Annotated in this window: 16 protein-coding genes and 1 pseudogene; 4 read left to right on the plus strand and 13 right to left on the minus strand. The window is 47.9% G+C overall.

Annotated elements, in window-relative coordinates:
* Window positions 1–43: 43 nt before the first annotated feature.
* Window positions 44–934, minus strand: a complete 891-nt coding sequence (locus tag OP864_RS07410) for an AraC family transcriptional regulator (protein WP_270100582.1) — start codon at window positions 932–934, stop codon at window positions 44–46.
* A gap of 280 nt (window positions 935–1,214) precedes the next feature.
* On the opposite strand from OP864_RS07410, the gene OP864_RS07415 reads away from it, so the two are divergent.
* The 3 genes from OP864_RS07415 to OP864_RS07425 all read left to right on the plus strand — a co-directional run bounded on the left by OP864_RS07415 (window position 1,215) and on the right by OP864_RS07425 (window position 4,538).
* Entirely contained in the window at window positions 1,215–2,735 is a 1,521-nt protein-coding gene (locus tag OP864_RS07415) for an aldehyde dehydrogenase family protein (protein ID WP_270100583.1), read from the plus strand.
* 13 nt (window positions 2,736–2,748) lie between these two features.
* Window positions 2,749–3,108, plus strand: a complete 360-nt coding sequence (locus tag OP864_RS07420) for a DUF779 domain-containing protein (protein ID WP_270100584.1) — start codon at window positions 2,749–2,751, stop codon at window positions 3,106–3,108.
* A gap of 470 nt (window positions 3,109–3,578) precedes the next feature.
* Window positions 3,579–4,538: an Rpn family recombination-promoting nuclease/putative transposase gene (locus OP864_RS07425; RefSeq protein WP_270100790.1), complete on the plus strand. Its 960-nt coding sequence runs from the start codon at window positions 3,579–3,581 to the stop codon at window positions 4,536–4,538.
* A gap of 217 nt (window positions 4,539–4,755) precedes the next feature.
* On the opposite strand, the gene OP864_RS07430 is transcribed toward OP864_RS07425, so the two are convergent.
* The 3 genes from OP864_RS07430 to OP864_RS07440 all read right to left on the minus strand — a co-directional run bounded on the left by OP864_RS07430 (window position 4,756) and on the right by OP864_RS07440 (window position 8,718).
* Window positions 4,756–6,396: an Ig-like domain-containing domain gene (locus tag OP864_RS07430; RefSeq protein WP_270100585.1), complete on the minus strand. Its 1,641-nt coding sequence runs from the start codon at window positions 6,394–6,396 to the stop codon at window positions 4,756–4,758.
* A 2-nt stretch (window positions 6,397–6,398) separates the two neighbouring features.
* A complete protein-coding gene (locus tag OP864_RS07435; RefSeq protein ID WP_270100586.1) occupies window positions 6,399–7,979 on the minus strand; it encodes a peptide chain release factor 3 in 1,581 nt (526 codons plus the stop codon).
* A 331-nt stretch (window positions 7,980–8,310) separates the two neighbouring features.
* Window positions 8,311–8,718 carry a lipocalin family protein gene (locus OP864_RS07440; protein WP_270100587.1) on the minus strand — a complete coding sequence of 136 codons (408 nt, stop codon included), beginning with the start codon at window positions 8,716–8,718 and terminating at the stop codon, window positions 8,311–8,313.
* A gap of 424 nt (window positions 8,719–9,142) precedes the next feature.
* On the opposite strand from OP864_RS07440, the gene OP864_RS07445 reads away from it, so the two are divergent.
* Entirely contained in the window at window positions 9,143–10,306 is a 1,164-nt protein-coding gene (locus OP864_RS07445; RefSeq protein WP_148268309.1) for a coiled-coil domain-containing protein, read from the plus strand.
* A gap of 834 nt (window positions 10,307–11,140) precedes the next feature.
* Here OP864_RS07445 and OP864_RS16965 read toward each other — a convergent pair.
* The 9 genes and pseudogenes from OP864_RS16965 to OP864_RS07495 form a co-directional block, all read right to left on the minus strand.
* Window positions 11,141–14,500, minus strand: a pseudogene (locus OP864_RS16965) (methylmalonyl-CoA mutase family protein).
* Window positions 14,501–14,693: 193 nt separating this feature from the next.
* Window positions 14,694–15,686 (minus strand): SDR family oxidoreductase, encoded by a 993-nt coding sequence (locus tag OP864_RS07460; protein ID WP_270100589.1) that lies wholly within the window; start codon window positions 15,684–15,686, stop codon window positions 14,694–14,696.
* A gap of 7 nt (window positions 15,687–15,693) precedes the next feature.
* Window positions 15,694–16,224 (minus strand): hypothetical protein, encoded by a 531-nt coding sequence (locus tag OP864_RS07465; protein WP_270100590.1) that lies wholly within the window; start codon window positions 16,222–16,224, stop codon window positions 15,694–15,696.
* Window positions 16,225–16,432: 208 nt separating this feature from the next.
* A complete protein-coding gene (locus OP864_RS07470) occupies window positions 16,433–19,138 on the minus strand; it encodes a valine--tRNA ligase (protein ID WP_270100591.1) in 2,706 nt (901 codons plus the stop codon).
* 189 nt (window positions 19,139–19,327) lie between these two features.
* Window positions 19,328–21,019, minus strand: a complete 1,692-nt coding sequence (locus tag OP864_RS07475; RefSeq protein WP_270100592.1) for a tetratricopeptide repeat protein — start codon at window positions 21,017–21,019, stop codon at window positions 19,328–19,330.
* Between the two features lie 206 nt (window positions 21,020–21,225).
* Complete coding sequence (locus OP864_RS07480) at window positions 21,226–22,566, minus strand: peptidoglycan-binding domain-containing protein (RefSeq protein WP_270100594.1); 1,341 nt, start codon at window positions 22,564–22,566, stop codon at window positions 21,226–21,228.
* A gap of 505 nt (window positions 22,567–23,071) precedes the next feature.
* Window positions 23,072–24,049 carry a UDP-3-O-(3-hydroxymyristoyl)glucosamine N-acyltransferase gene (locus tag OP864_RS07485; RefSeq protein ID WP_270100595.1) on the minus strand — a complete coding sequence of 326 codons (978 nt, stop codon included), beginning with the start codon at window positions 24,047–24,049 and terminating at the stop codon, window positions 23,072–23,074.
* A gap of 78 nt (window positions 24,050–24,127) precedes the next feature.
* Window positions 24,128–24,565, minus strand: coding sequence for an NUDIX hydrolase (locus OP864_RS07490; RefSeq protein ID WP_270100596.1), 438 nt, complete (start codon window positions 24,563–24,565; stop codon window positions 24,128–24,130).
* 77 nt (window positions 24,566–24,642) lie between these two features.
* A complete protein-coding gene (locus OP864_RS07495; RefSeq protein WP_270100597.1) occupies window positions 24,643–25,614 on the minus strand; it encodes a Fic family protein in 972 nt (323 codons plus the stop codon).
* Between the last annotated feature and the right edge of the window lie 69 nt (window positions 25,615–25,683).

The raw sequence follows: 25,683 nt of genomic DNA on the forward strand, positions 1-25,683 counted from the left end.
CTTTCACATCGCTAGGCCAAATGAGCAGCCTGCTCCTGCAGCATTAACGGCCCTGTTTTTCTTTCCGAAAACGAGAGGGCGTTTTTTGATAGCGCCGCTTAAATAAGCGATTAAAATAAGACAGGCTATTAAAACCACAATATAGGGCAATATCCCCAATCTTTTCTTCGGTCTGCAACAAAAGACTAGCCGCCAATTTTAAACGCTCTTCCTGAATAAAATCATTGGGCGATTGCCCCAATTCTGCCTTAAAGGAGCGATAAAAATGAGCCTCACTCATACAGGCTTTTTTGCTCAATTCCCCAACGCTAAGCTCTTCTCTCAAATGCTGGCGGATATACTGGACCAACTGCGCCAACCGACTGTCTTCCTCCCCTATTTTTACCTCATTTTCTTGCTGCAATACCCGCAACAACAACTCTTTTAAGGCCATTCCCACAAATAAATCCTTAGAAGGATGCCCCTCCGTAAATAAAAAGATGAGCCGCTGCAAAATCTGCTGCACCGCCAAGGAATGCGTAAAATGAAAATTCCCCGACTGAAAAGACCAAAGCAATCCATCCTCCCGAGGACGCTCCCTATTCAGCCAATCTAGTTCCTGCTGTACCATATCCTCATCCAAAGCCAAAGCCAAACATTTGGTGGGCTGATGCATATTGGCCTCCGGAAAATCAATGCGCATCAATTCATTGGGCGGCAAAAGCACCGACTCCCCAGGCAAAAAGCAAAAGGGCGCCTTATCTCGCAAATGCATCCGCTTCTTCCCCATCAACATAGCCGCCAATACCGGCTGCCGAAACTGCAATTCTACCGCCTCTGCCATCTGATGCGTCTCAAAAATATGAAGCTCCGCTTGGGCCGCCGCAAAACTGTTTTGCTGCTCGACTAAAGTATGGAGTGGACGCCCAGCCCGATAGTTATCTGGTAATAGCATAGGAGTTGATTTTGATGTGGAGAGGAATTTTGAATTAGCTGAACAGTAGAGAACAAGCAAATGCTGTAGCCAAATAAAAATGCAGCCATCTCCTTAATTTACAGTTTTTTTGTGGGTATAGCGAATTAAAATTGATAGGATTGTTCAAGTCTTTGATAGAAAGCTACAAAAAGACCCCAAATTTATAAATTACCTTTGGCTAGTCAACAGTAAAACTATTTGCTAATAATCAGTTTAATAAAAGCTCCCGCTTTTGCTAAATTGAACAACCAACAACAACATGCAAGAAACAAATGTAATGGATGAAGTCCTAAAAGCTCCCGACTTCAAACCTCAATACGAAAACTTTATCGGCGGAGAATGGGTAAAACCCACCAATGGCGAATACTTCGAAAATGTATCTCCCGTAGACGGTAAAAGCTTTACGCTTATCCCCCGCTCTACCAAAGAAGATATTGATAAGGCCGTAGCCGCCGCCTGGGCCGCCGCTCCAGAATGGAACAATAGCGCAGCCGCTTTCCGTAGCAATATTCTACTCAAGATTGCCGACCGTATGGAGGAAAATCTTGAACTACTCGCTCGTACCGAAACTTGGGACAATGGTAAGGCCATTCGCGAAACTCGCGCAGCCGATATGCCCCTAGCTATCGACCATTTCCGCTATTTTGCTGGCGTTATCCGCGCTGAAGAAGGTAGCATGAGCGAACTCGATGCTAATACAGTTTGTATCAATGTCCAAGAACCCCTTGGTGTAGTGGCCCAGATTATTCCCTGGAACTTCCCACTCCTTATGGCTGCTTGGAAAATCGCTCCCGCTCTAGCCGCTGGTAACTGCGTAGTCCTTAAACCCGCAGAGCAAACTCCTGTAGGTATCCTCATTCTAATGGAGCTTATTCAGGATATTTTGCCCAAAGGCGTACTAAATGTAGTCAACGGTTTTGGCGTAGAAGCAGGTAAACCCCTAGCTTCTCACCCCGATGTACGCAAGGTGGCCTTTACCGGAGAAACAACTACCGGCCAGCTCATTATGCAGTATGCTTCTAAAAACTTGATTCCCGTTACTTTGGAATTGGGCGGTAAGTCGCCCAACGTTTTCTTCGCTAATGTGATGGCAGAAGATGATGCCTTCTTCGATAAATGCCTAGAAGGGGCCGCTATGTTTGCCCTAAATCAAGGAGAAGTTTGTACTTGCCCCTCCCGCATTTTGGTCCAAGAAAGTATCGCCGATAAGTTTATCGAACGCCTAATCGAACGCGTCAACGCCATTAAGATGGGCCACCCCCTAGATCCTACTACAATGATGGGCGCACAAGCTTCTAACGATCAATACGAGAAAATCCTCAACTATATCAAAATTGGTAAAGAAGAAGGTTGCGAAGTGTTGGCAGGTGGTGCCGCCGCCGCAGTAGATAGCCTCTCTGGTGGCTACTATATTCAGCCCACTATCCTAAAAGGACACAACAAAATGAGAGTGTTCCAAGAAGAAATTTTTGGCCCCGTTGTTTGTATTACCACCTTTAAGGATGAAGCCGAAGCCCTAGAAATCGCTAACGATACCCCCTATGGTTTGGGCGCCGGTGTTTGGACACGCGATATGCACCAAGCTTACCAAATCTCTAGAAAAATTGAAGCCGGACGCGTTTGGGTGAATAACTATCACGCTTATCCCGCTCACGCTCCTTTCGGTGGCTATAAGAAGTCGGGAATCGGACGCGAGACCCACAAGATGATGCTCGCTCACTATCGCCAAACCAAAAATATGCTCATCTCTTACGATAAGAACGCCCTCGGATTCTTCTAAACTCCTCAATTTTATGGCAGAACTAGTCGATGCAACAGAAAAAGCGCGGCAGTTAATCCGAAAATTGAAAGCCAAACACGGCGATCTGATGTTTCACCAAAGCGGCGGCTGCTGCGATGGATCAGCCCCTATGTGTTTCGAGGCTGGAGAACTCATGATTGACGATTCGGATGTTCTGCTCGCCGAAATTGAAGACTGCCCTTTTTATATGTCAGCTTTTCAATACAAATACTGGAAGAATAGCCACCTTACCCTGGATGTCGTTCCTGGCAGAGGCGCTAGCTTCTCTCTCGAAATTCCCTTGGGCGTCCGCTTTGTCATTAAGTCTAGATTACTAACCGATGAAGAAGCCGCTCAAGTTAAAGATGCATAGTTGTTTCTTTTATCAAGAGTGCTTTGAAAACTATGATCCCCTCCTAATTATGTAGTTTTTGAACAAGCTCCACCCTCCTTGTCTATAGATAAGGAGGGTTTTTCTTTTTTTTAGGGGCCTCCCGCCTGCGGCGGGCGCTACGTTGCGCAGCTCGCTATTCGCTCGGCCCTGCAGCGGCTATGCCGCTTTGGTCTGGCCCTGCGGGCCACTGCTGCACATCGCTAGGCCGCCCCCTACTGCACATCGGTTACTCCCTTCGGTCGTCGAACGGCGACCTAAAGGCCTTGTTGTGGCCGGGCGCTTCGCGCCCCCAAAACCGCAAATTTGGCCCAAATTTTAAATTAAGTGTATTCAACTGTTGACTATCTGGTTTTCAGTCCTTATAGTTAGTAGTATACGCAGTTTTTTAGTGCTGCATTTTTTCATCACCTCATTTAAATGCCTTAATTTTGGGAAAAGAAGAAAAAAAGATGATCAAAGATCGCTATATCAATCCACTGACCGATTTTGGATTTAAGAAGCTTTTTGGCGAGGCCGCCAATAAAGAGCTGCTCATCCATTTTCTCAATCAGCTGCTGCCCGAAAAGCATCAGGTGGAGGACCTCGAATATCTCCCTAGCGAACGCCTGCCTTCCAGTTTTCTGGACCGAAAAGTTATTTTTGATATCTATTGCACCAGCAGCCGAGGCGAGCAGTTTATTATTGAGCTGCAGCGCAGTAAGCAAAATCATTTCATCGACCGCTCTATTTTTTATAGCACCTTCGCCATTCAAGAGCAATCTGAAAGGGGCGATTGGAATTTTAAGCTTTGGCCCATTTATACGATCTGTATTCTCGATTTTAAGATCAATCAGCCCAATCCCCATAATCGAGTGATTCGCTATGTACAGCTCAAGGACCAAGACAAAGAGCTCTTCTTTGAAGACCTTACCTATATTTATATCGAGCTGCCTAATTTCACAAAAACCCTAGATGAGCTAGAAGATCTACAGGACAAATGGCTTTATCTTTTCCGTTATTTGGCCAAATTAGAAGATCGGCCCGCAGCTTTGCAAGAGCGCATTTTTACAGGGCTTTTCCATGCCGCCGAAATTGCCAGCTACTCTATTGAGGAGCGCCAAAATTATGAGGTCTCTCTCAAAAAGCATCGAGATATTAAAAATGCTATTGACACCGCCCTAGAAGAGGGCCTAGAAAAAGGCAGAGCCGAAGGCTTAGAACAAGGACGAGAGGAGGGCCTAAAAGAAGGAGAAGTACTAGGCTTAGAAAAAGGACTCGAACAAGGACGAGAGGAAGGGAAAGAAGAAGGCGCATTAGCCGCCAAAAAAGCCATGGTCAAACAAATGCAAGCCGCCAACCTCCCCCTAGAGCAAATTGCCAAAATTACTGGCTGTAGCCTAGAACAAATCAAAAACTGGCTAAAGGACTAGCCCTAAACAATAGAAAGCTTGAACCTGCTGAGGTTCAAGCTTTTTTTGGTCCTACAGGCCCGAAGGGCCGCAGGCTGAGCTGCCGAAGCAGGGCCGTCGAAGGCGGCAGACCCAAGGCTTTTGAAGCAAAGCGAAAAAGCCTGCAGGGCCGAGCAGACCTGCGAGCTGCGAAGTGGAGCGACCCGCCCGCAGGGCGGGGCAGCCCCAAATCATCCGGCTAATCTTCTTTTAGATCTAGAGAAATTTCATTGTCCCAACCTGGGCGCAAAGGCAACTCCTTAGAACTAGATATTTTTTCGGCTTGCTTTAATTTTAGGTAGTCTCCTGTGGTCCATTGCCCATCTTGGTTTTCATCCCAAATCAGTTGAATTTGGTAATTGCCGGGCGGGAGCAGGGGAAAATCGAGCGCATATTGGCTTTGGCCCAAAAGCAACTGCTTGTGAACGACCTCCTCTTGATTGCGGCGCAGCTCAAAAACATATTGCTTGCTACTATCGGCATTTTGGATTTGGGCCAAAATATTGCCCAAGGTCTTATCGGTTTCTAGGGCATAAGTAGCCTTGAGGGTATCTTCATTTTGCTGCCCCCAAAAGTCAGTCAAAGCACCCGGCAACAACTGAAGGCTATACGTTGCAGAAGGCGCTTTGGGCGCATCTAAGGTCCAGAGATAATTGCCCGCAGGCTGAAAACTCAGGGGGCCGAAACTGAGGCCCGTGTCATTTTGCCAAACACAAAGGCTAGTGTCAATGCGTTGAACTGGGGCCCCAAAATCAAGCTGCATCGGGTTTTTGGGATGCAAAATAGGTAGTGGAATTTGCAGCCCCTCTGTGGCCCTAGCCTTGCCGGCTTTTTTGGGATCAATCAAGCGCAATTCGCTAGGATCTAGGCCCGTATAAAGGTTAATTTTGGCCGTATCTCGATAATCGCCAGCCTCTAGTACAAATCGAAGTTCATCGCCTTGGGCGCCTTTCCAAAACAGCCAGACAAACTCCTTATTTTGGTAATAGGTCCAGTCTTCTAGCTCCTCTAAGGGCTGAATTTTCAGGCTATCTGAAAAGGGGTTTAGAAACTGCAATTGCCCCTGTTGCTGGGCCAACTGTTTGGCCGAAACCAACTTCTGTTCTTGGGCCGCCGCAAATAAGCGGAGCTTGGGGTTTCCGGCGCTGCTATCGGTCAAAATAATGGGCTCGGACCAAAACGCTAGCTCCTCATTAGGCTGATAGCGATAGTCGTTATTTTTATCCATCAAGCCAAAGAGAATATAGCGGCCCGCCTTCAAGTTTTCTAGCTTAAAGTTTCCTTTTTCATCGGTTCGGGCCAGGTAGTTGGGCCGCTGAAGGATGGGCGTAGAGTCGCCTAGCACTCCTTCATAGAGCATCACCCAAGCCTCGGCGACCGGGGCCGCCGTTTTGGCATCAAACAGTTGGCCGCCCAACTGAAGCGAATCGAGTTGGGGGCCTGTAGAAAAGACAAAACGCAGGTCTTTGACGGGATTCCCCTCTCGAAAATCGACAATACTTTGGCCAAACTGAATGCTATAGGTGGTGTTTTCTTTTAGCTCTTCTTGGAAGCGGAGAATGACCGTTTTATTCTTGACCTTCACCTTTGGTTTTTTGTCCAGAGGCGGCGAGATTAAGATTTGCTGCTGGGCGTTTTTGAGCTGCACCCATTCGTTAAAGGTCAGTAAGATCTCTTTTTCCTTAAAGTTTGTTTGATAGTTGGGCGTAGAGTAGCGCCGCAAATCTAGCTCTGGCGGCTGCTCGTCTTTTGGCCCTCCTTGCAGAGGTTGTTGCTGAGCACATTGAAGAAGAAGCAGGGCCAAAAGGGCCAAAAGCAGATAAGCAGGCAATTGACGCATCCTTAGAAGTCTGATTTAAAGTGAAATTTAATTTTAGGGTAGTCTTGCTGAGCCGTGCTGAGCATCCATTTAGATTCAGCCAGATAGACATAACGCCCCTCTTTATCCTTGGCAATAAATTGAGCCTTTTTCCGCAAGAATTCCTTGAGTTGCTCCTCGTCTTCGGCCTCTATCCAGCAAGCTTTGTGCAGTTGCACGGGCTCATAGCGGCAGCTGGCCCCATATTCATGCTCCAAACGATATTGCAATACATCAAATTGAAGCTGCCCTACGGTACCAATAATCTTGCGATTGTTCGAGGTTTTGGTAAAGATCTGCGCCACGCCCTCATCCATCAATTGGTCAATTCCCTTGGCCAATTGCTTCGATTTCATGGGATTGGCATTTTCTATATAACGGAAAAGCTCGGGCGAGAAGCTAGGGATCCCCTTAAAATGTAGGGTTTCTCCTTCTGTCAAGCCATCGCCAATCTTAAAGTTGCCCGAATCATAAAGGCCCACAATATCTCCCGGATAAGCCTGCTCGACCACCTCTTTTTTAGAGGCCATAAAGGTCGTGGGATTCGAGAATTTCATCTTTTTGTTCTTCCGAACATGCAGGTAGTTGGTGTTGCGCTCAAATACCCCCGAGCAGACCCGCATAAAGGCAATGCGGTCGCGGTGACGAGGGTCCATATTCGCATGGATCTTAAAGATAAAACCTGTAAACTTAGGCTCTAAGGGCTCAATATCTCGCTCTTCTGTATGAAATCCCGTTGGCGTAGGCGCTACTTCTACAAAGCAATCAAGCAGTTCTTTTACCCCAAAGTTATTTACTGCCGAGCCAAAAAACACCGGCGATAGTTGCCCTTTGAGATAGGCTTCTCGATCAAAATCTGGATAAACTTCCATGACCATATTGGCCTCTTCTCTTAGCTCTTCAGCATAGTCCTCACCCACCAATTTATCTAAAACAGGGTCATCTAGGTCTTCCAAAGCCGTGAGGTCGCCATATTTGGTCCCCGGCGCAAATAAATTGAGCTGCTTTTCATAGATGTTGTACACCCCCTTAAAATCAGGGCCCATACCCACAGGCCAACTCAGGGGACAAACATGGAGCTTGAGCTTTTCCTCAATCTCATCCAATAGGTCCATCCCATCCTTGCCCACACGGTCCAATTTGTTAATAAAGACCATCACGGGGGTGTCTCGCATACGGCAAACCTCTACCAATCGCTCGGTCTGCTCCTCTACCCCCTTGGCCACATCAATCACCACAATTACACTGTCCACGGCCGTCAAGGTCCGATAGGTATCTTCCGCAAAATCTTTGTGACCCGGCGTATCCAAAATGTTGATCTGCCGCTCCCGATACTCAAACCCCATAACCGAGGTGGCCACCGAAATCCCCCGCTGCTTCTCAATTTCCATAAAATCGGAAGTCGTCGATTTCTTGATTTTATTAGACTTTACCGCTCCCGCTACCTGAATCGCCCCACCAAAAAGTAGGAGTTTTTCGGTCAAGGTGGTTTTCCCCGCATCGGGGTGGGCGACTACGGCAAAGGTGCGCCTCTTATTTACTTCTGCAGCTATTTTTGTCGACATTGATTTTGCTTTTGTTTTGCGCCACAAAAGTAGCAAAAAAGCCTGTAATTGCTGAATAGCATCTCGCTCCCTTCTCTTTTTTGCCTCAAAATCAATACGCTTTTTCTTTTTTCTGTTTCTTGGGGCCTCCGCCTCGCTGCGCTCGTCGGCGCTACGCTTTGGGGCTCGCTGCTCGCTCGGCCCTTCGTTTTTTCGCTGCGCTCAAAAACTCGGTCTGGCCTAACGGCCACCCCGCCGCATCGCTAGGCCAGCGGGCTTCGCCCGCTTCTAGGCCCAAAAAAAGCCCACTCCAACAATCTGGAGCAGGCCGCTTAGGGTTTAAGCTATTTTCTTAGGCTGCTTTAAAGGCAAGTTCGTAGCCCTCTTCGTCTTTTACTTTTAAGGTCTCGGGCGTAATTTCTAAGACCTCATAGGTTTTGGCAAATACACTGCCTTTCCCCTCTAGCGATTCTTCTGCCTTGAGCGAAAGCTGTTTTTCATCATCGCTAAGGGTCCAGTTACCCACAATAGTCGTTTCGCCATCAAAAGAGGCCTCAAAGCTACCATCTAGCTTCAAGTTGACAAAGGTGTTCTGGTCCTCCCATTTGCCAGCAGTAAAATTCTCTACTTTATCTTCTGATTGCTGACCACGAGTAGTCACTTCCATCGCATCATTTACAGAAGCTGCAGGCGCTTCCGTGTTACAACTGCCAAGGCCAAAGGCCAAAAGGGCCACAAAAAGAAACATTAGGTTTTTCATAGATTAGTGATTTTGAGCATGATTGTTTTGTCGTCCTCGCTGTTATAAAATTTGGGGGGTAAACAACGACTTCTACCTCTATAATGAGGTTTTTAGGCATTTTGTGAACTCCAAAAGCCAAAAAATTGAATTTTCATTCAATGAAATATACCGCTAAAGTTTTGAATGCGAAAGGACTAAAGCCCATTTTAAAGCCCCCCCCCTTTTTTTAGCCCTTTTTTCCCCGCTACAGCAGAATAAAATCTCCCTTTTTAAATGAGTTCGCTTTCGCCTTGAGGAAAAGCAAAATAAAAACTATTTTGAGAAAAATTAAGGCGATCAGATGGCCAAAGCAAACCTTTTGCCTCCTTTTCTACTTAAACAAATACCATTGTACCGCTCTACTTCTAGAGCAGCGATTTTTAGATTTACTTATTGTTTTGAGATGAAACAGAAACTTGTATTTTGGGCCGAAGAGGCCGTAGCTGAAGGCACGCAAAAATGCCTGCTAGCCATGGAGTTAAAGGCTGAAGACAACCGCATCGAATTGCATAAATTTGAAGGCGATGCCGCTACCGAAGCCATTGAAAAAGAATTAAAGGAGAAATGGACCAAAGGACTTGTGGTCGCTTTTCCTACAACAGGCTACCAAAAAACGGAGCAAGAGTTATCGGCCGCTAGCCGCCTTTTGCCCGAAGCATACCAATGCTTAGACGAAAGCCTTAATCTGGATAGCCTAAAAACAGAATGGCTCTTTGCTGTCCTTTCTACTAAGTTGTATAAGACTTATTGGTCAGAACTTGGCGAAATCCAAGACCGTGTAGAACGCGCCACAAAGTATGATAAAATGCTCTGGGAAGAACTTAAAGCCTTCCAAGCTAAAGTGCACGCTCAAGACAAAGAGAAAAATCTCTTTAAAGAACATGTTCAAGAACTTCGCGATAGCCTCAATGAACTCTTTGGCCTGATGAAGAATTTGCGCAAGATTCAAGATGAAGCCTTTGAACAAGCCGCCAAAGCCAATTACGACCAATTGGACCAAGGCCTCTCCGCTATCGAAAAAGAACTAGAAGGCGAAACAGGCAAATGGGATAAGTATTTCGAACAACTCAAAGGCTTGCAAGCTCAGATGAAAAAAATGAAACTGAGCAAAAAACAACGCAATGGCCTCTGGACCCGTATCGATAAGGCCTTTAAGTTAGTGAAGGTGAAACGTTTTGGTAAGCAAAATGGCGATAGCCGACTCGAACGCCGTATCCAAGGCCTAGAAGAAGCTATCAAGAAGATGCAACGCTCTATTGATCGAGACCAAAAAGAACTCGATATCCAAGACGGTAAGATCAATGCCCCACATGCTACCCAAATCGAAACGCAACTCCGTGAGGTCAAGGCCAAAATGCTACGCGAACGCATTAGCTCTAAGGCCGAAAAACTGGCCGACATGAATAAAACCATGAAGGAACTCCAAAAACGCCTCGCCAAAATGCAAAAACAAGCTGCCGAACTCCAAAAAGAGACGGAAGCTCAAACGGAAACGCCCCCCGCAGTAGAAGAAACTCCCAAAAGGGAGGAAGCTAGCGAAAATAATAGCGAAGAGGATCAAGCTTAACCCTTAAGCCCTTTTATATAGATCTAAAGAAAGCCTATAGCTCCAATAAGGAGCTATAGGCTTTCTTTTTTCAGCGGTCTCCATAGTTTTGCTTCTAAGCGCCTCTAACTAAACTGTAGTAGGGTGAGCCCAGAAAAAAAAGATAGGAGATTATAGATACGCCCGGAGGAATTTGCAAACTGCAAATTAGCTCTGGGCATCGTTCAGAGCTGTTTTGCAATTGCAAATTAGCTCTGGGCATCGTTCAGAGCTGTTTTGCAAATGCAAATTAGCTCCGGGCATCGTTCAGAGCTGTTTTGCAAATGCAAATTAGCTCCGGGCATCGTTCAGAGCTGTTTTGCAAATGCAAATTAGCTCCGGGCATCGTTCAGAGCTGTTTTGCAAATGCAAATTAGCTCCGGGCATCGTTCAGAGCTGTTTTGCAAATGCAAATTAGCTCCGGGCATCGTTCAGAGCTGTTTTGCAAATGCAGATTAGCTCCGGGCATCGTTCAGAGCTGTTTTGCAAATGCAGATTAGCTCCGGGCATCGTTCAGAGCTGTTTTGCAATTGCAAATCAAGGCTGGCGCGAGGCCAGAGGCATTTGTAAACTGCAGATTAGCCCAAGGAAGTTGTTTCGGCCTAGCGATGTGCAGCAGTGGCCCGAAGGGCCAGACCCAGCCGCCGCAGGCGGCGCAGGGCCGAGCAGACCTGCGAGCTGCGGAACGTAGCGCCGCAAGGCGAAGCCGCAGCGGAGGCCCCAAAAGCAATTGAACATATCAAGCAGGATAAAAAAAGAGCGCCCTCCAAAGAAGAATTGGAGAGCGCTAGCTAAACTATAGATTAAGGGGAGTCCTTACATATTGCGGCGATATTGCCCACCGACCTCATAGAGGGCTTGGGTAATTTGGCCCAAAGAGCAGAACTTCACGGCGGTTATCAGGCAATCGAAGAGGTTTTTGTTCTCGATAGCGGCCTCTTGCAAAGCCTTGAGGGCCTGAGGTCCACGTTCTTCATGCGTTTGATGCAAGCGTTGGAGGGCAGAGATTTGTGCCTCCTTCTCTTCCTTGGTCGCACGAATTACCTCCTCGGGAATAATGGTGGGTGAACCCTCATCAGACAAGAAAGTATTCACGCCAATAATGGGCATTTCGCCCGTATGCTTGAGGGTTTCATAATACAGGCTTTCCTCCTGAATCTTTCCTCTTTGATACATGGTTTCCATGGCGCCTAGCACGCCGCCACGGTCGGTAATGCGGTCGAATTCGGTCAAAACGGCCTCCTCCACCAAGTCGGTGAGCTCCTCAATAATGAAAGCGCCTTGCAAGGGGTTCTCGTTTTTGGTCAAGCCCAATTCTCGGTTAATAATCAACTGAATGGCCATTGCCCGGCGCACAGATTCCTCTGTAGGGGTGGTAATGGCTTCATCATAGGCATTGGTGTGCAATGAATTACAGTTGTCATAAATTGCATAGAGGGCCTGCAAAGTGGTGCGAATATCATTGAAGCCAATTTCCTGTGCGTGCAAAGAGCGGCCAGAGGTTTGGATATGATATTTAAGCATTTGTGAGCGGGCATTAGCCCCGTATTTCTCGCGCATTGCCTTGGCCCAAATGCGGCGGGCCACTCGACCAATCACGGCATATTCTGGGTCAATTCCGTTGGAGAAAAAGAAAGAGAGATTGGGCGCAAAAGCGTTGATATCCATCCCTCTAGAGAGGTAATACTCCACAAAGGTAAAGCCATTGGCCAAGGTAAAGGCCAATTGGGTGATGGGGTTGGCGCCAGCCTCGGCAATATGGTAGCCAGAGATCGAGACCGAGTAGAAATTGCGCACCTGCTCCTCAATAAAGTAGGCTTGCACATCGCCCATTAGGCGGAGCGAGAACTCTGTAGAGAAGATGCAAGTATTTTGCGCTTGGTCCTCCTTAAGGATGTCGGCCTGTACGGTTCCGCGGACAGAACGCAGGGCTTTTGCCCGCATTTCGGCATAAACATCGGCAGGAAGCACCTCATCGCCAGTCAAGCCCAAGAGCATTAGGCCGAGACCGTCGTTACCTTCGGGCAATTCGCCCATATATTGGGGGCGGGCCAAGCCTTTATCATCATATTTGGCCTTCAAGGCGGCTTCTACCTGAACCTCTAAGCCATGTTCCTTAATGTACTTCTCGCATTGCTGGTCAATTGCGGCATTCATGAAGAAGGCGCAGATGGTAGCGGCTGGACCATTGATGGTCATAGAAACCGAGGTTTTGGGATCGCAAAGATCAAAACCAGAATACAGCTTCTTGGCATCGTCTAGGCTACAAATGCTTACCCCAGAGTTACCGATCTTACCATAAATATCTGGACGATAATCGGGATCTTCTCCATAGAGGGTCACGGAATCAAAAGCCGTAGACAAGCGGGCTGCAGGCATGCCCAAAGAGACATAATGGAAGCGGCGGTTGGTCCGTTCTGGATGCCCTTCTCCTGCAAACATACGCGTGGGATCTTCGCCTTTGCGCTTGAAGGGGAACACCCCAGCGGTATAAGGAAACTCCCCGGGGAAGTTCTCTTGGCCAGACCAGCGGACGATATCTCCCTAATCGCTGTATTTAGGCAGGGCAATTCTGGGAATGCGGCTATGCGATAGGGATTTGGTAAAGGTTTCTACTCGAATTTCTTTGTTGCGCACCTTATAGACAAACTCATCGGCTTGGTAGCGGGCCAGTTTTTCTTTCCAGCCTTCTAGCAAGCGCTGTTGCGCTCCGCTGAGGTTGGCGTATTTAAATTCATAAGTTTCTTTCAAGCTAGCGGGACTCTCCTCGCCTAGTTGCTCCATCGCTCCCTTCAGCTGATAAAGCTGACTGGCCAAGCGGGCTTCTTGCTCAATCTTGTCGTTATATCGGCGAATACTTTCGCTAATTTCTGAAAGGTAGCGCACTCGGGCTGGAGGAATGATAAATTGCTTTTCGCTTTGTTCCTTAGTCGCCTTAAAGCTAGAGGCCAAAGGCGCCTGCGTTCGCTCTACAATTTTATCCATCAAGGCTTTGTAGAGGCTATTCATGCCGGGGTCATTAAACTGAGAAGCGATGGTCCCAAATACGGGCAAATCATCTTCTTTGGCCTCCCAGAGGTTATGATTGCGGCGGTATTGCTTGCGAACATCCCGCAGGGCATCCTGCGCCCCTCGCTTATCAAACTTATTGAGGGCGATGAGGTCGGCAAAATCCAACATATCAATTTTCTCCAGCTGTGTGGCGGCCCCATATTCTGGCGTCATCACGTACAAAGAAGCATCCGAGAAATCGGTAATAGCGGTATCTGACTGCCCAATTCCAGAGGTTTCCAGAATGATAAGGTCAAAGTCTGCGGCCTTCAAGATATTCACGGCATCGCCAATATGCTTAGAAACGGATAGATTAGATTGGCGGGTGGCCAAAGAACGCATGTACACCCGTTCGCTGTTGATGGCATTCATCCGAATACGGTCGCCCAGCAGGGCCCCGCCCGTTTTGCGCTTAGAGGGGTCTACCGAAATCACGGCAATGCGTTTATCTTCAAAATCGAGGAGGAAGCGGCGCACCAATTCATCCACCAAAGAGGATTTACCCGCTCCGCCTGTTCCTGTAATCCCCAAAATGGGAGTATTTTTAGCGGCGGCTTTGGCTTCTAGCTCGCTCAACCAGCTTTCGGCCTCCTGCGGTTGGTTTTCTGCGGCAGAGATCAGGCGGGCCAGGGCGTATTTATCGCCTGTTGCATATTGCTTAAGCTCGCCATTGATATTTTTCCCGGTGGGAAAATCGCATTGGCTCAAGAGGTCGTTAATCATCCCTTGCAGGCCCAATTCTCGTCCATCATCGGGCGAGTAAATACGGCTAATGCCATAGGCATGCAGCTCTTCGATTTCTGTGGGCAGGATGGTCCCTCCTCCCCCACCAAAAATCTTGATGTGGCCGGCTCCACCTTCTTGCAAAAGATCGTAGATATACTTAAAAAACTCGATATGTCCCCCCTGATAAGAGGTAATGGCAATACCCTGTACATCTTCCTGAATAGCGGTATCGACAATTTCCTGAGCCGAGCGGTTATGGCCCAAATGAATAATTTCTGCGCCAGAGCGCTGCATGATTCTCCGCATGATGTTAATCGCGGCATCATGCCCATCAAATAGAGAGGCGGCCGTCACAATTCTGATCTTGTTCTGGGCCTCATAAGGGGCTTGCGTTTGCATCATTCTATCTTATATTCTGTTGTTGCTGATTATTTTTCTGTTTTTTTGGGGCCTCCCGCAGCAAGCTGCGGGCGCTACGCTTTGGGGCTCGCAGGTCTGCTCGGCCCTGCGGCGCTTGCAGCGCCTTGGTCTGGCCTTCGGCCACCCCGCCGCATCGCTAGGCCAGCCTGCTTTTGGCCTTTTTCTTTGGTTGCTAGGCCTTTAGTAGCTGCTTAAAATGCTGGACCGTAATGGCCAGACCTTCCTCAAAGCTAAAGTGGGGATCATAGCCCAAAAGCGTTTTGGCTTTCTCAATATTCGCTTGAGAGTCACGGATGTCGCCTGCTCGGCTTTCTCGATGTACGGGAGCTTGCTCGCTGCCGGCGGCTTTTCGGATGCCCTCATAAAGATCTAGGACCGAGTAGCGGCCCCCTACGCCCACATTATACACCTGATTGTAAGCTGCAGGATTTTCAGTCAAGAGTGCCTTTACATTCATTTGGACCACATTCTCGATAAAGGTAAAATCTCGAGTTTGTAGGCCATCGCCATTAATATAAGCGGTTTTGCCCAAAAGACAAGCCTCTGCAAAAAGAGGAATAACGGCGGCATAAGCCCCTTTTGGGCTTTGTTTTGGTCCAAATACATTAAAGTAGCGGAAACCCATAAACTCCATTCCGTACAAATCGCCAAAGTTTTTAGCAAATAGCTCATTGCTATACTTGGTAATGGCATAAGGCGATAATTGTTGCCCAATTCGGTCTTCTACTTTGGGCAAATTGGGCTCATCGCCATAGACGGAGGAAGAAGAGGCATAAACAAAGCGCTTGATCCCTGCCTGATGAGCGGCATGCACCATATTCACAAAGCCATTGACATTGTGAAGAGTGGTAAGATGGGGTTGGGCGACAGAGCGGGGCACCGAGCCCAAAGCGGCCTGATGGCAAACGGCATCCATGCCTTCACAGGCTTTTTCGCAATCGGCCAAAAGGGAGATATCTCCTTCAATTAGCTCAAAATTGGGATGGTCCAGATAAGGCGCCAAGTTTTCTCGGAAGCCCGTGAGGAAATTGTCAATAACACGGACCTTTTTGGCCCCATACTTCAAAAAATATTCGACCAGATTGCTGCCAATAAAGCCAGCGCCTCCAGTAATGAGTACAGAAAACTGGCTAAGGTCTTGATCGTGATAAGCGGTTTGATACATGCGATTACTATTTTATGTCGCAGCTATGCCCATGGGCAGAAGCTGCTTGGATGTCTGCCGCCCAAGCTTGGCGCTGGGCCAAGAGCTCTTCAGGAACATCCAAATAAATACTTCGATAATGTTTTTTCTGGCTATTGAAGCCCACTTCTAGTTGAAAGCGGAGGGCGGCTTTATCTTCTAGGACTTCTATTTGGAGCAGGCGCTCGTAATGGGCCCAAAAGGGGTAATGGCTAGGCCCAATAAATAGGGCATCTAGGGTAAGGAGCACCTCTTTGCCATCTTCTTTTTGCCATTGGGCCAAGATGCGGTCTTTTTTACTGAGGGCTTCTTTTTTGGCCAACTGCTTAAACTGCTGATTATAATAAATAATGGCCCAAAGCGAGCCGGGGCCCGTTAAGAGCCCAAAGCCCAAAAAGTAGGGCCAAAGGTAGTGAGACTCTGGATTGTCGACCATAAAAGTCATGGCAGCGGCCAAAAGGGCCGAAAAGCCCAGAATCATCAGAATAGAAAGGATAAAAATGCGGCTAATTATATTCATCTGCGGCAGATTTAAAGCGTCTAGAAAGGCGCGAAGCGCCTTGGCTTAGGGATGGATAGCAGTGGCCCGAAGGGCCAGACCTAGGCGGCGAAGCCGCCGCAGGGCCGAGCAGACCTGCGAGCTGCGGCACAGCCCGACCCGCCCGCAGGGCGGGGAAGCCCCAAAAAAAAAGCGCCCAAAACTGAGCGCTTTATATTCATCTTGGCTCCTAGTTCAGTTTCTTGAGTTCTTCTTCTAGGAGTTGGACCTTTGCCTCATGATCGGCCAATTTCTTGCGCTCTAGCTCCACCACCTGAGCGGGGGCGTTATTGACAAAGCGCTCATTGCCCAATTTTTTCATAATGCCTTTGATAAAGCCCTGCGAATAGCTGAGTTCTTTCTCTAAGCGTTCTTTTTCGGCAGCCAGATCAATTTTCTTATCAAAAAGGAGATAATATTGATCGGGGCCCACGAGGAAAGAGCTAGCTTCTACCTCTTCTTGGACCAATTCAAAGCGTTTGAGGAAGCCCAATTTGCTCACGGCCTCGGCCCAGCCCTCTAGGGCTAGGAGTTGGTCGGCGGTAGTGCTTTTGCGGAGCAAGAGTTCCAGTTCTTCCTTGATAGGCAGTTGGTTTTTGGCTCTTTGCTCACGGATATTTTTGACCACCTCTTGCATATTTTCTACCTCTTGCAAAAACTGCTGATCGTATTGGCTAACTTCTGGCCATTGGGCGACCACACAATCTTCGCCGGGGGCACGTTTGCGCAATTTGGACCAAATTTCCTCGCTGATGAAAGGCATAAAGGGATGTAGCAAGATCATCATTTGCTCAAAAATATCGATGCTAAAGGCATAAGTCTTTTTATCGATGCTATCGCCATAAGCGGGCTTAATGAGTTCGAGATACCAAGAGCAGAAATCGCCCCAGATGAAGTTATAGAGCGTCATCAAGGCCTCTGATAGGCGGTATTCGGCAAAAGAGGCATTGAGCTGTTCTAGGGTTTGGGCCATCTTCTGTTCGATCCAGCGCATGGCCAGTTCGCTTTCTTTGGGCGTTGCTTTTTCGCTTTGCTCCCAACCTTCGAGTAGGCGGAGGGCATTCCAAAGCTTATTACAGAAATTGCGGCCTTGCTCACAGAGTTTGCTTTCATTTTTGATGGCTGTTTTCGCTTTATCGGCAAAGGGAGCATCAAAAATAACGTCATTTCCGGCGGCGGCACAAGAGAGGATACCGAAGCGGACGCCATCTGCGCCATACTTCTTAATCAGCTCGATAGAATCGGGCGAGTTGCCTAAAGACTTAGACATTTTGCGGCGGAGTTTATCGCGCACCATACCGGTAAAGTAAACCGATTCAAAAGGCTGCACGCCTTTTTCTTGGGCCAACTTCTCGCCTAGGAGTTCGGGAGCCCATTCGTAGCCCGCCATAATCATTCTGGCCACCCAGAAAAACATAATGTCCCAGCCTGTTACCAGCACCTGCGTGGGGTAATAATAGCGAAGCTCTTCGGGATTATCGAAGCCATCAAAAACGGCCATGGGCCAGAGCCAAGAAGAGAACCAAGTATCCACTACATCCTCATCTTGAGTAAGGTCTTCGGCGCTATACTCCTTGCCATCGGCTTGGAGTTGGGCTAGGGCATCTTCTAAGCTTTCGGCCACGACGATTTCGCCATTTGGGCCATAATAAGCGGGAATTTGCTGTCCCCACCAAAGCTGGCGAGAGATACACCAATCTCTGACATTTTCTTCCTTCAGCCAGTTGCGGTACATATTGAGCATATGCTCGGGGAAGAAATTCACCTCGCCCTTTTCTACAGCGGCTAGGGCCGTAGCGGCAAGGCCTTCCATTTTGAGGAACCATTGTTCCTTGAGGCGGGGCTCAATAACCGCTTGAGTACGTTCTGAGCGGCCCACCTTATTGCTATAATTTTCTACTTTAACTAGAGCGCCTTGGGCCTTGAGGTCCTTAGCAATTTGCTTGCGCACCTCAAAGCGGTCCATACCGACATAAAGGCCAGCGTTGGGGTGCATGCGTCCATTATCGTAGAAAATATCGATGCTTTCGAGATCATGGCGTTGGCCAATCTCATAGTCATTCATATCGTGAGCGGGAGTTACCTTAAGGGCACCGGTCCCAAACTCTTGATCGACATAGCGATCAAAAACAACGGGAATAGCGCGGCCGATGATAGGCACCAACACCTTTTTCCCTTTTAGTTTCTGGTAGCGTTCATCATTGGGGTGGACCGCAATGGCCGTATCGCCCAAAATAGTTTCGGGGCGGGTGGTTGCAATGATGACATAGTCCTCACTGCCTTCAATTTGATAGCGGAGGTGATAGAGTTTAGATTGCTCATTGGTATGAATCACCTCCTCATTAGAGAGGGCCGTTTGTGCTTCGGGGTCCCAGTTCACCATGCGCAAGCCTCTATAGATCAGGCCTTTTTTGTGCAGGTCTACAAACACCTTTTGCACATACTTAGAGAGCTTGGGTTCCATCGTAAAGCGGCTGCGTTCCCAATCGCAAGAAGCGCCTAGCAACTTGAGTTGGTCCAGGATGATTCCGCCATACTTATCTTTCCAGGCAAAGGCATGCTCTAAAAACTCATCTCTAGAAATATCTGACTTCTTGATGCCTTGTTCCCTGAGCATTTTGACCACCTTAGCTTCTGTAGCGATAGAGGCATGGTCGGTACCAGGTACCCAACAAGCATTAAAACCTTGCAAGCGTGCTTTACGAATCAGCACATCTTGGATGGTGTTGTTGAGCATATGGCCCATATGCAAGACCCCCGTTACATTGGGTGGGGGGATAACAATGGTATAAGCGGGGCGCTCATCGGGGGTAGAGCGGAAATAGCCCTTTTCTTCCCAGTGAGCATACCAGCGTTTTTCGGCGCTGGCGGCATCATAATGTTTAGATAATTCCATATTCTGTATAACTAGTGATTCTAAATCGAAGGCCAAAAATACAGAAGTTCGTGGGGAGAAAAGAGCTTTATTGCGGCTTTTTCTTGCTTAGGGGCATTTTTGCGCTGCTTTGCTGGCCTTAGAGACAAACAAAAAGGAGCTTGCCGGCTAAATTTGCCGACAAGCTCCTTTCTTTTAGTAAAAAACCGCCTAATGTTGGGGAATTGCATCGGGCAGATAAGCCACCTTTGCTAAGCTTTCTTGCACATGCGATTGTTGTTCTTCGCTTAGTTCGGACCAATCTTTCAGTTCAAAGAGGAGGAACTCCCCTCTTTTTTCGCTCCAGACCAAACCTTGAGGGCTCATATTGAGGCGAACGCCAAGTCCACGGCGGCCATCTAGGGGGCGCAGCTCAAAATCGAGCATATTGGGCGAATGGGCCACCTTGAGTTCGTAGGCAAAGACCGTTGTTTGTCCAATCGGGTTGATGCTAAAGCCTGCCTGAGGGCTAAAAAAGATGATTCGTTTTTTGAGTTGTTCCTCAATCATATCGGCCACCTCTTTGTTAATTTGCCGCATACTTTCGGAGCGGACCGCCTTAAAGCTGAGGTATTTACCGGCCAATTGTTGGAATACCGCTTGATTTTTATTTTGCTCAATAGCGGGGGCCATATCGGCTAGGGTTTGCTCTGCATAGCCCTTTAGGTAATCATAAAGATGTTCCTTGATGAGTTGGCTGGCTCTGGGAGCGCCTAGGGTCTCTGCTTTCGAGAGGTAAAAATAAGCCTTGGCGGGATTATTTTCTTGCTTAATGGCCATTAGGCCCAAAGCCATAGCGGCATCTTTTTGTCCCCCCTCGGCCTTCATGAGGTCCAGATAGAGCGTTTCTGCTGCGGCATAATCGCCTTTAGCCTGTAGGAGTCTGCCTTGTTTAAGAATAACATCTAGGCCAAAGGTGCTTCCTAGCGGATATTTACGCAGGAGGACCTCCAATTCTTTTTCCACCTCTTCTAGTTTGCCTTGGGCCAAAAGGCTATCGAGCAATAAGAGGTTGGCGCTTAGGCTGGGGCTAATCTGAATTCCTTGCTCAATCAGTTCTTGAGCTTTTTGGGCATGGCCCAATTCCATAGCGGCCTTGGCGTAGGCTTGCAAAAGCACCGAGCTGACTTCGTTATTCGCTTTGGCCAGTTCATAAGCTTCGGCCAAGGCGGCATAAGCGAGGGGGTAATCTTCTAGCTCATTGGCAATTCGGCCCACATTATAGACATAGGTCAGATTGGGGTCCTTTTCGCGCAGCATTTGCAACAATTTGAGGGCCTTTTTCTTTTCTCCTTCTACTAGGTAGAGCTCTGCCCCTACCGCAAATAGCTTCTCTTGATAGCCATGTAGCTTGATGCTTTTGGTCAGTAAAAGCAAGGCTTCTTTTTCTCGGTTGCCCATGCTTCTCATGGCCAAAAGGGCATTGATTTGATAGAGCAATTCATTGGGTTTGACCTTCATGGCGGCCTGAAAAAAGCTGAGGGCTTCGGCGGCTTTATTTTGCTCAAAAAGCAGTTCTTCCCCAATGGCGTTTAGGGCTTCATCCTGCTCGGGTTGTAGCTTGAGTATTTGGCGGTAGGCCACCATCGCCTGGGGGGCATCTCCCATTTTTAGTTGGGTTTGCGCTAGGCGCAAAAGGGCCTTAGTATCTTTGGGATTGAGCTCTACCAACTTGAGCAAACAGCGCTCAATAGCTTCTAGAGAGCCGCCCTCTTGGGCATCTAATGCTTGGGCCAAATAATCGTAGCCAAAGCCTTCTTCGGGGTATTCATTTAGGGCGCCCAAAGCCAACTCTTGCAATTTGGGCCATTCTGCTGCGGCGGCTGCCGTTTTGAGGGCTTCTATTTGTTCTGCTTTTGACATCGATTTCGGGTATTTTTCTTTGCTTTTTTAGAATGATTTTGGGGCTGCCCCCTCGGCCCTTTGGGCCTTGGGGTCGGGCTGTGTCGCAGCTCGCAGGTCTGCTCGGCCCTGCGCGGGCTTTGCCCGCTGGGTCTGGCCCTTTCGGGCCACTGCTTTCCATCCCTCAGCCGGCTCGCTACGCTCGCCTCGGAACGCAGGAAATGCCTTTAGCCTTCTTCGGCAAACCAATTATAGGGATTCATGTATTCTACGGCATCGGCGGCGGCATCTAAGGCCCATTCGGCGGCTTCGCCTACTTCTCCGGCCACATATTCTACGCCCTCCCAAACCTCTTCGGCTAGGTGGGCAGCGGCCGCAGCGCCTTTCTTGATATAGGTCATGGGGCTGCTGATCACCTCTTTTGTTTTTTGCAAGAAATTGCGGAAATCGGGGTGCATTTCGGCGGCAAATTCGCCCCCAACACGGCGGGCGCCCTTATAGGTCCAGCTATTTACTTGAAAAGAGATAGCGTAGGTGGGGGCCGTCATGATGAAGAAATTGAAATCATTGGTTTTGGTGGTATAAAGCGTTACCGATTCGGCCAAGATTTTCACATTGAAGTCGGCATAGGCTTTAAGGACCATTTCGGCCCTTAGGCTTCCTTCTAGGACCGTATCTTTTTGGATGGCCAATTTAGCGGTACCGTTAGCGTCTAGTGCGCCATGCAGGGCGGCGGTAACATCTAGTAGGTTGTAGCCCAGAATACCAATGGCGCTTCCTTTGATGCCAAAGTAGGCATCAATAACGCCGCTAGCTTTAGACTCGATGGCCAGTTCTTTTTCGACTAGGGTATGTTCTAGGGTGAGGTTCATTTGGACCCCCATGGTGAGATGTAGCGAAAAGACGAGGTATTCGGCCAAGGGGATATCTTTGCTTACATTAAAGACTTCGATATCGACATTGCCTTGGTTGATGAATTGCTGTAGGGCAAAACGGGCGCCTTTTTCTAGGTTTTCTTTAGAGACCAAATTACCGATGGCCGAGGGGCTGGTATCTTTGGCGCTGGTATCTACGGTGCTTTCTGCTCTAGAGAAGTTTTGGACCTGTTCTTTGGCTGGGGGGGCCGAGGGGGTAAAGTTTTTGCCGCTGCCGGTGAGGGCTTGCCAGCTTTTTCCGTTGGGGTCTACTCGAGCATCGGCGCCGCCAAAGTTGGCCTTTTGGAAGTCGCGGATGGCGTAGATGGTGGCGGGGCCGCATTTGCCGTCTACTTTGAGGCTTGCTCCTTTTTTGTTGAGCAGTTCTTGGACCTTGATGACGTCGGCTTTTTGGTTGTCGCCTTTGTAGCCGACAGAGCCGCTTAGGCCGCTGCTGTTTTCTACGCTGCCACTAGGTCCAGCGGAGGCTTGGCCGAGCTGGGCTTGTAGGCTTTTGATTCGGGCCTCAATATCTTCTAGTTGGGCCTTTTCTTGGGCGTCGATGACGCCGTCTTGCATGAAGAGTTGACGGAGTTTGGGCAGTTCCTGCTGATAGGTTTGCAGGGTCTGCTTGATGGTTTCTATTTGACTCATGGGAGTGGTAAATAAGGGTGGTTAAATTTTGGCCCTATTAAATTACAAAAAATCTCTTGTTTTGGCATTTTTTGTTTTGTTTTTTTAAGGATGAGGAGCGGAGCGACGAATGCAATGCTGGGCGCTTTGGCCCCCAAGGCCAAAGGAGCCCAGCCCCCAGGCGGGGGCGGCGAAGGGGAGGACCGAAACTGAAATGTAATATATTGAGGGGTTAATTGGCTGAGGCGCAGGGAAGATGGGGGCTGCCGCCAGCCGCCGGCCGGGCGCGCTTGGCGCGAGCCTGCGAAGCTTGAAGCCGCAAAGCGGCTTGTAGCTGAGCAGTTGGGCGGCAGGGCCTAGCGCTGTGCAGGGGTGGCCGCAGGCCAGACCGAAGCCCGAAGGGCTGAAGGGCCGAGCAGAACTGCGAGCCCCGCAACATAGCGCCCGCCGAAGGCGGGAGGCCCCAAAAAAAAGAGAAGTACTGCTAAAAAGCAATACTTCTCTCCTATCTTTTATGGATCAGGGCCTAATCTTGAGGATTAAGATCTTGATTCTTAAATCGTTTTTGAAGTTGATCCACTGTTTTCGTCAATTCGGGTAAGCGGCGAATGGCCGCCAACTCCTTAAAGCGGCTGTAAGCCTCTACCGCAGGAGCGCCCATATAGCGCTTGCCGCCTGGAATAGACTTAGAGACCCCCGTTTGCGCAAGCAAAACGGCCCCTTCACCAACCACCAAGCCCTTAGAAATACCCACTTGTCCGTAAATGGTGACAAAATCTTGGATAATGGTTTTGCCTGCAATTCCCGTTTGGGCCGCAATCAAACAATGTTTGCCCAAAACCACCCCATGGCCCAAATGCACCTGATCATCTAATTTACAGCCCTTACCAATATGCGTATCGCCAGAAACCCCGCGATCAATAGTACAAGCTGCCCCGATGCGGACATCATCTTCAATCACCACTCGGCCAATAGAATGCCAAGGCTTATAACTGCGGTCCTCCTCTAGATGGTAATAAAAAGCATCATTGCCAATCACAGCATTAGAGTGGATTTTCACTCGATCGCCAATCACCGTATAATCAGAAATCACGGCATTGGCCCGAATCAAGCAATCTTCGCCAATCACGACATGATTGCCCACAACAGCACCCGCCTCAATCACTGTCCCTTTGCCAATTTGGGCCGTGGGACTAATTTGGCTGCTCATAGGTGTAAAAGGCAAATACTTTTTGGCCAAATTATTATAGGCCTCAAAGGGGCGTTCCACCACCAAAAGGGCCTTATTGGGGGGACAATCTACCGCCTGATCAATCAGAATAGCCGAGGCCGTAGAATAAATAGCTTGAGTATAATACTTCTCATTATCGACGAAGATCAGGCTGCCTTTACACACCTTGTGAATTTCGTTGAGATGAGTAATTTCCACATTGGGATCTCCGATGAGTTTGGCGCCTAGCATATTGGCTAGCTCAGAGACGAGAATCGATTCCGCAAGTTTCATTGATTTCCAAATTTATTCAGGAACAGAAGGCCCCATAGGGCTAAATCGCCCAAAGTTCGTTAAAATTTGAAGAAAGCACTAACCCTTAGGGCCCTTTTCTATAATCTCTTGATAAATAACTGTCCCCAAATCCCAAACCCAACTATATTTTTGCAAACTTTCTGCATCGAGCAAGCGGCCATAACCCTCATAAACGGGCTGCTGGGCCAACTGTTCTAGCTCTTTTTGGGGCAAGATAATTTTGAACAAACAAAGCTCAAACTCCTGAATACTTTTGATCTTAAACTGCCCAATAAAAATAGGCGGCTGCTCAGGTTGCCAGCGCAACTCTTCTTGCAACTCTCGGTATAAGGCAATTTCTGGGCTTTCATCTTCGGCCTCTACAGCCCCACCCCAAACCGATAAGGCCAGTTGCCATTGCGGCAGCGGATAAGTTTCATCCTTTTGCTGCACAAAAAATAATTGCTGGTCCGAACTACAGATAATGGCGCCAACGCCAAGGTGAAAAGAAGTCATTTTATGGGATTGAATGGATGAGTGATAGTATCAAATGATACTATCAAGGTAGTTTTAAGTAAATCTTTCTAGTGCTTTTAAAGGTCTATTTCAGGAACAAACCGATACTTTGTCAAGCGTTTATCTCCCTGTTTTTCTAAAACCCCTTCTTCCACAGCCCACTTCAAATCTCTACTTGCGGTAGCTTGACTTATATTCTTAAAATACTGAAGATAGTCTTTACGACTAAAAGCTTTTGTTTGAAGAGCATCTTTATATAACTGAATTCGATCTTCTTTTCGAAGAGGCCTGTGCTGAATGACTAAAAGCTGATCTAATGCCTCTAAGATAAGCCCCAACATGAATTCTATAAATAATGTCGATTGCCCTGTTTTATCAGACAAACTCAATACCTTATAGTACTCCTCTTGATTTTCCTTAATCAAGCTTTCTACAGGCAAGTATTCAAAAACAGGATATTTTTGCATTAAAATAAGCGTTTGCCATAAACGCCCCATTCGGCCATTTCCATCTAAAAAAGGATGGATAAACTCAAACTCATAATGAAAAACACAGCTCTTAATGAGTAGCACATCCTGATCTGTTTTAAGATAATGGAAAAGATCTTGCATCAGTCCTCTCACCATATATCCAGTTGGAGCCAAATGCGCTACTTTATCCCCTTTCACAATGCCCACATTTTTTACTCTTAGCTTCCCCGCCCCTTCTATCAATCCAGCCATCAAAATAGCATGCGCTTTTTCTAAATCTGCTAACTTATTAGGATCAAATTTATCTAGCTGATCATACACTTTTATAGCATTCTGTACCTCTATAATGTCTTTTTGCGGAGCAATAACTCGCTTGTTATTTAAAAGCGCTGTAATCTGCTCTTCCGTTAGCGTATTTCCTTCTATCTCTAAAGAAGACTGTATGGTTTTGATGCGATTTTTTTTTCGCAATGCCGTCGCTGGCTTGTGTATATGAATAGCATTAACCTCTCCTAAACGCTCGGAAATAGCCACAACTAACCTTAAGATTTTATCTGTAAGCTGATACGGTGGTTTCATACATCAATGCCTTAGTTCATGGTTTCAGTTAAATATCGTTAGCTCTGTTTTACAGTTTTGGTAAGTATG

Origin of the sequence: Saprospira grandis (assembly GCF_027594745.1) — a bacterium.
GTDB classification, from domain to species: Bacteria; Bacteroidota; Bacteroidia; order Chitinophagales; family Saprospiraceae; genus Saprospira; species Saprospira grandis.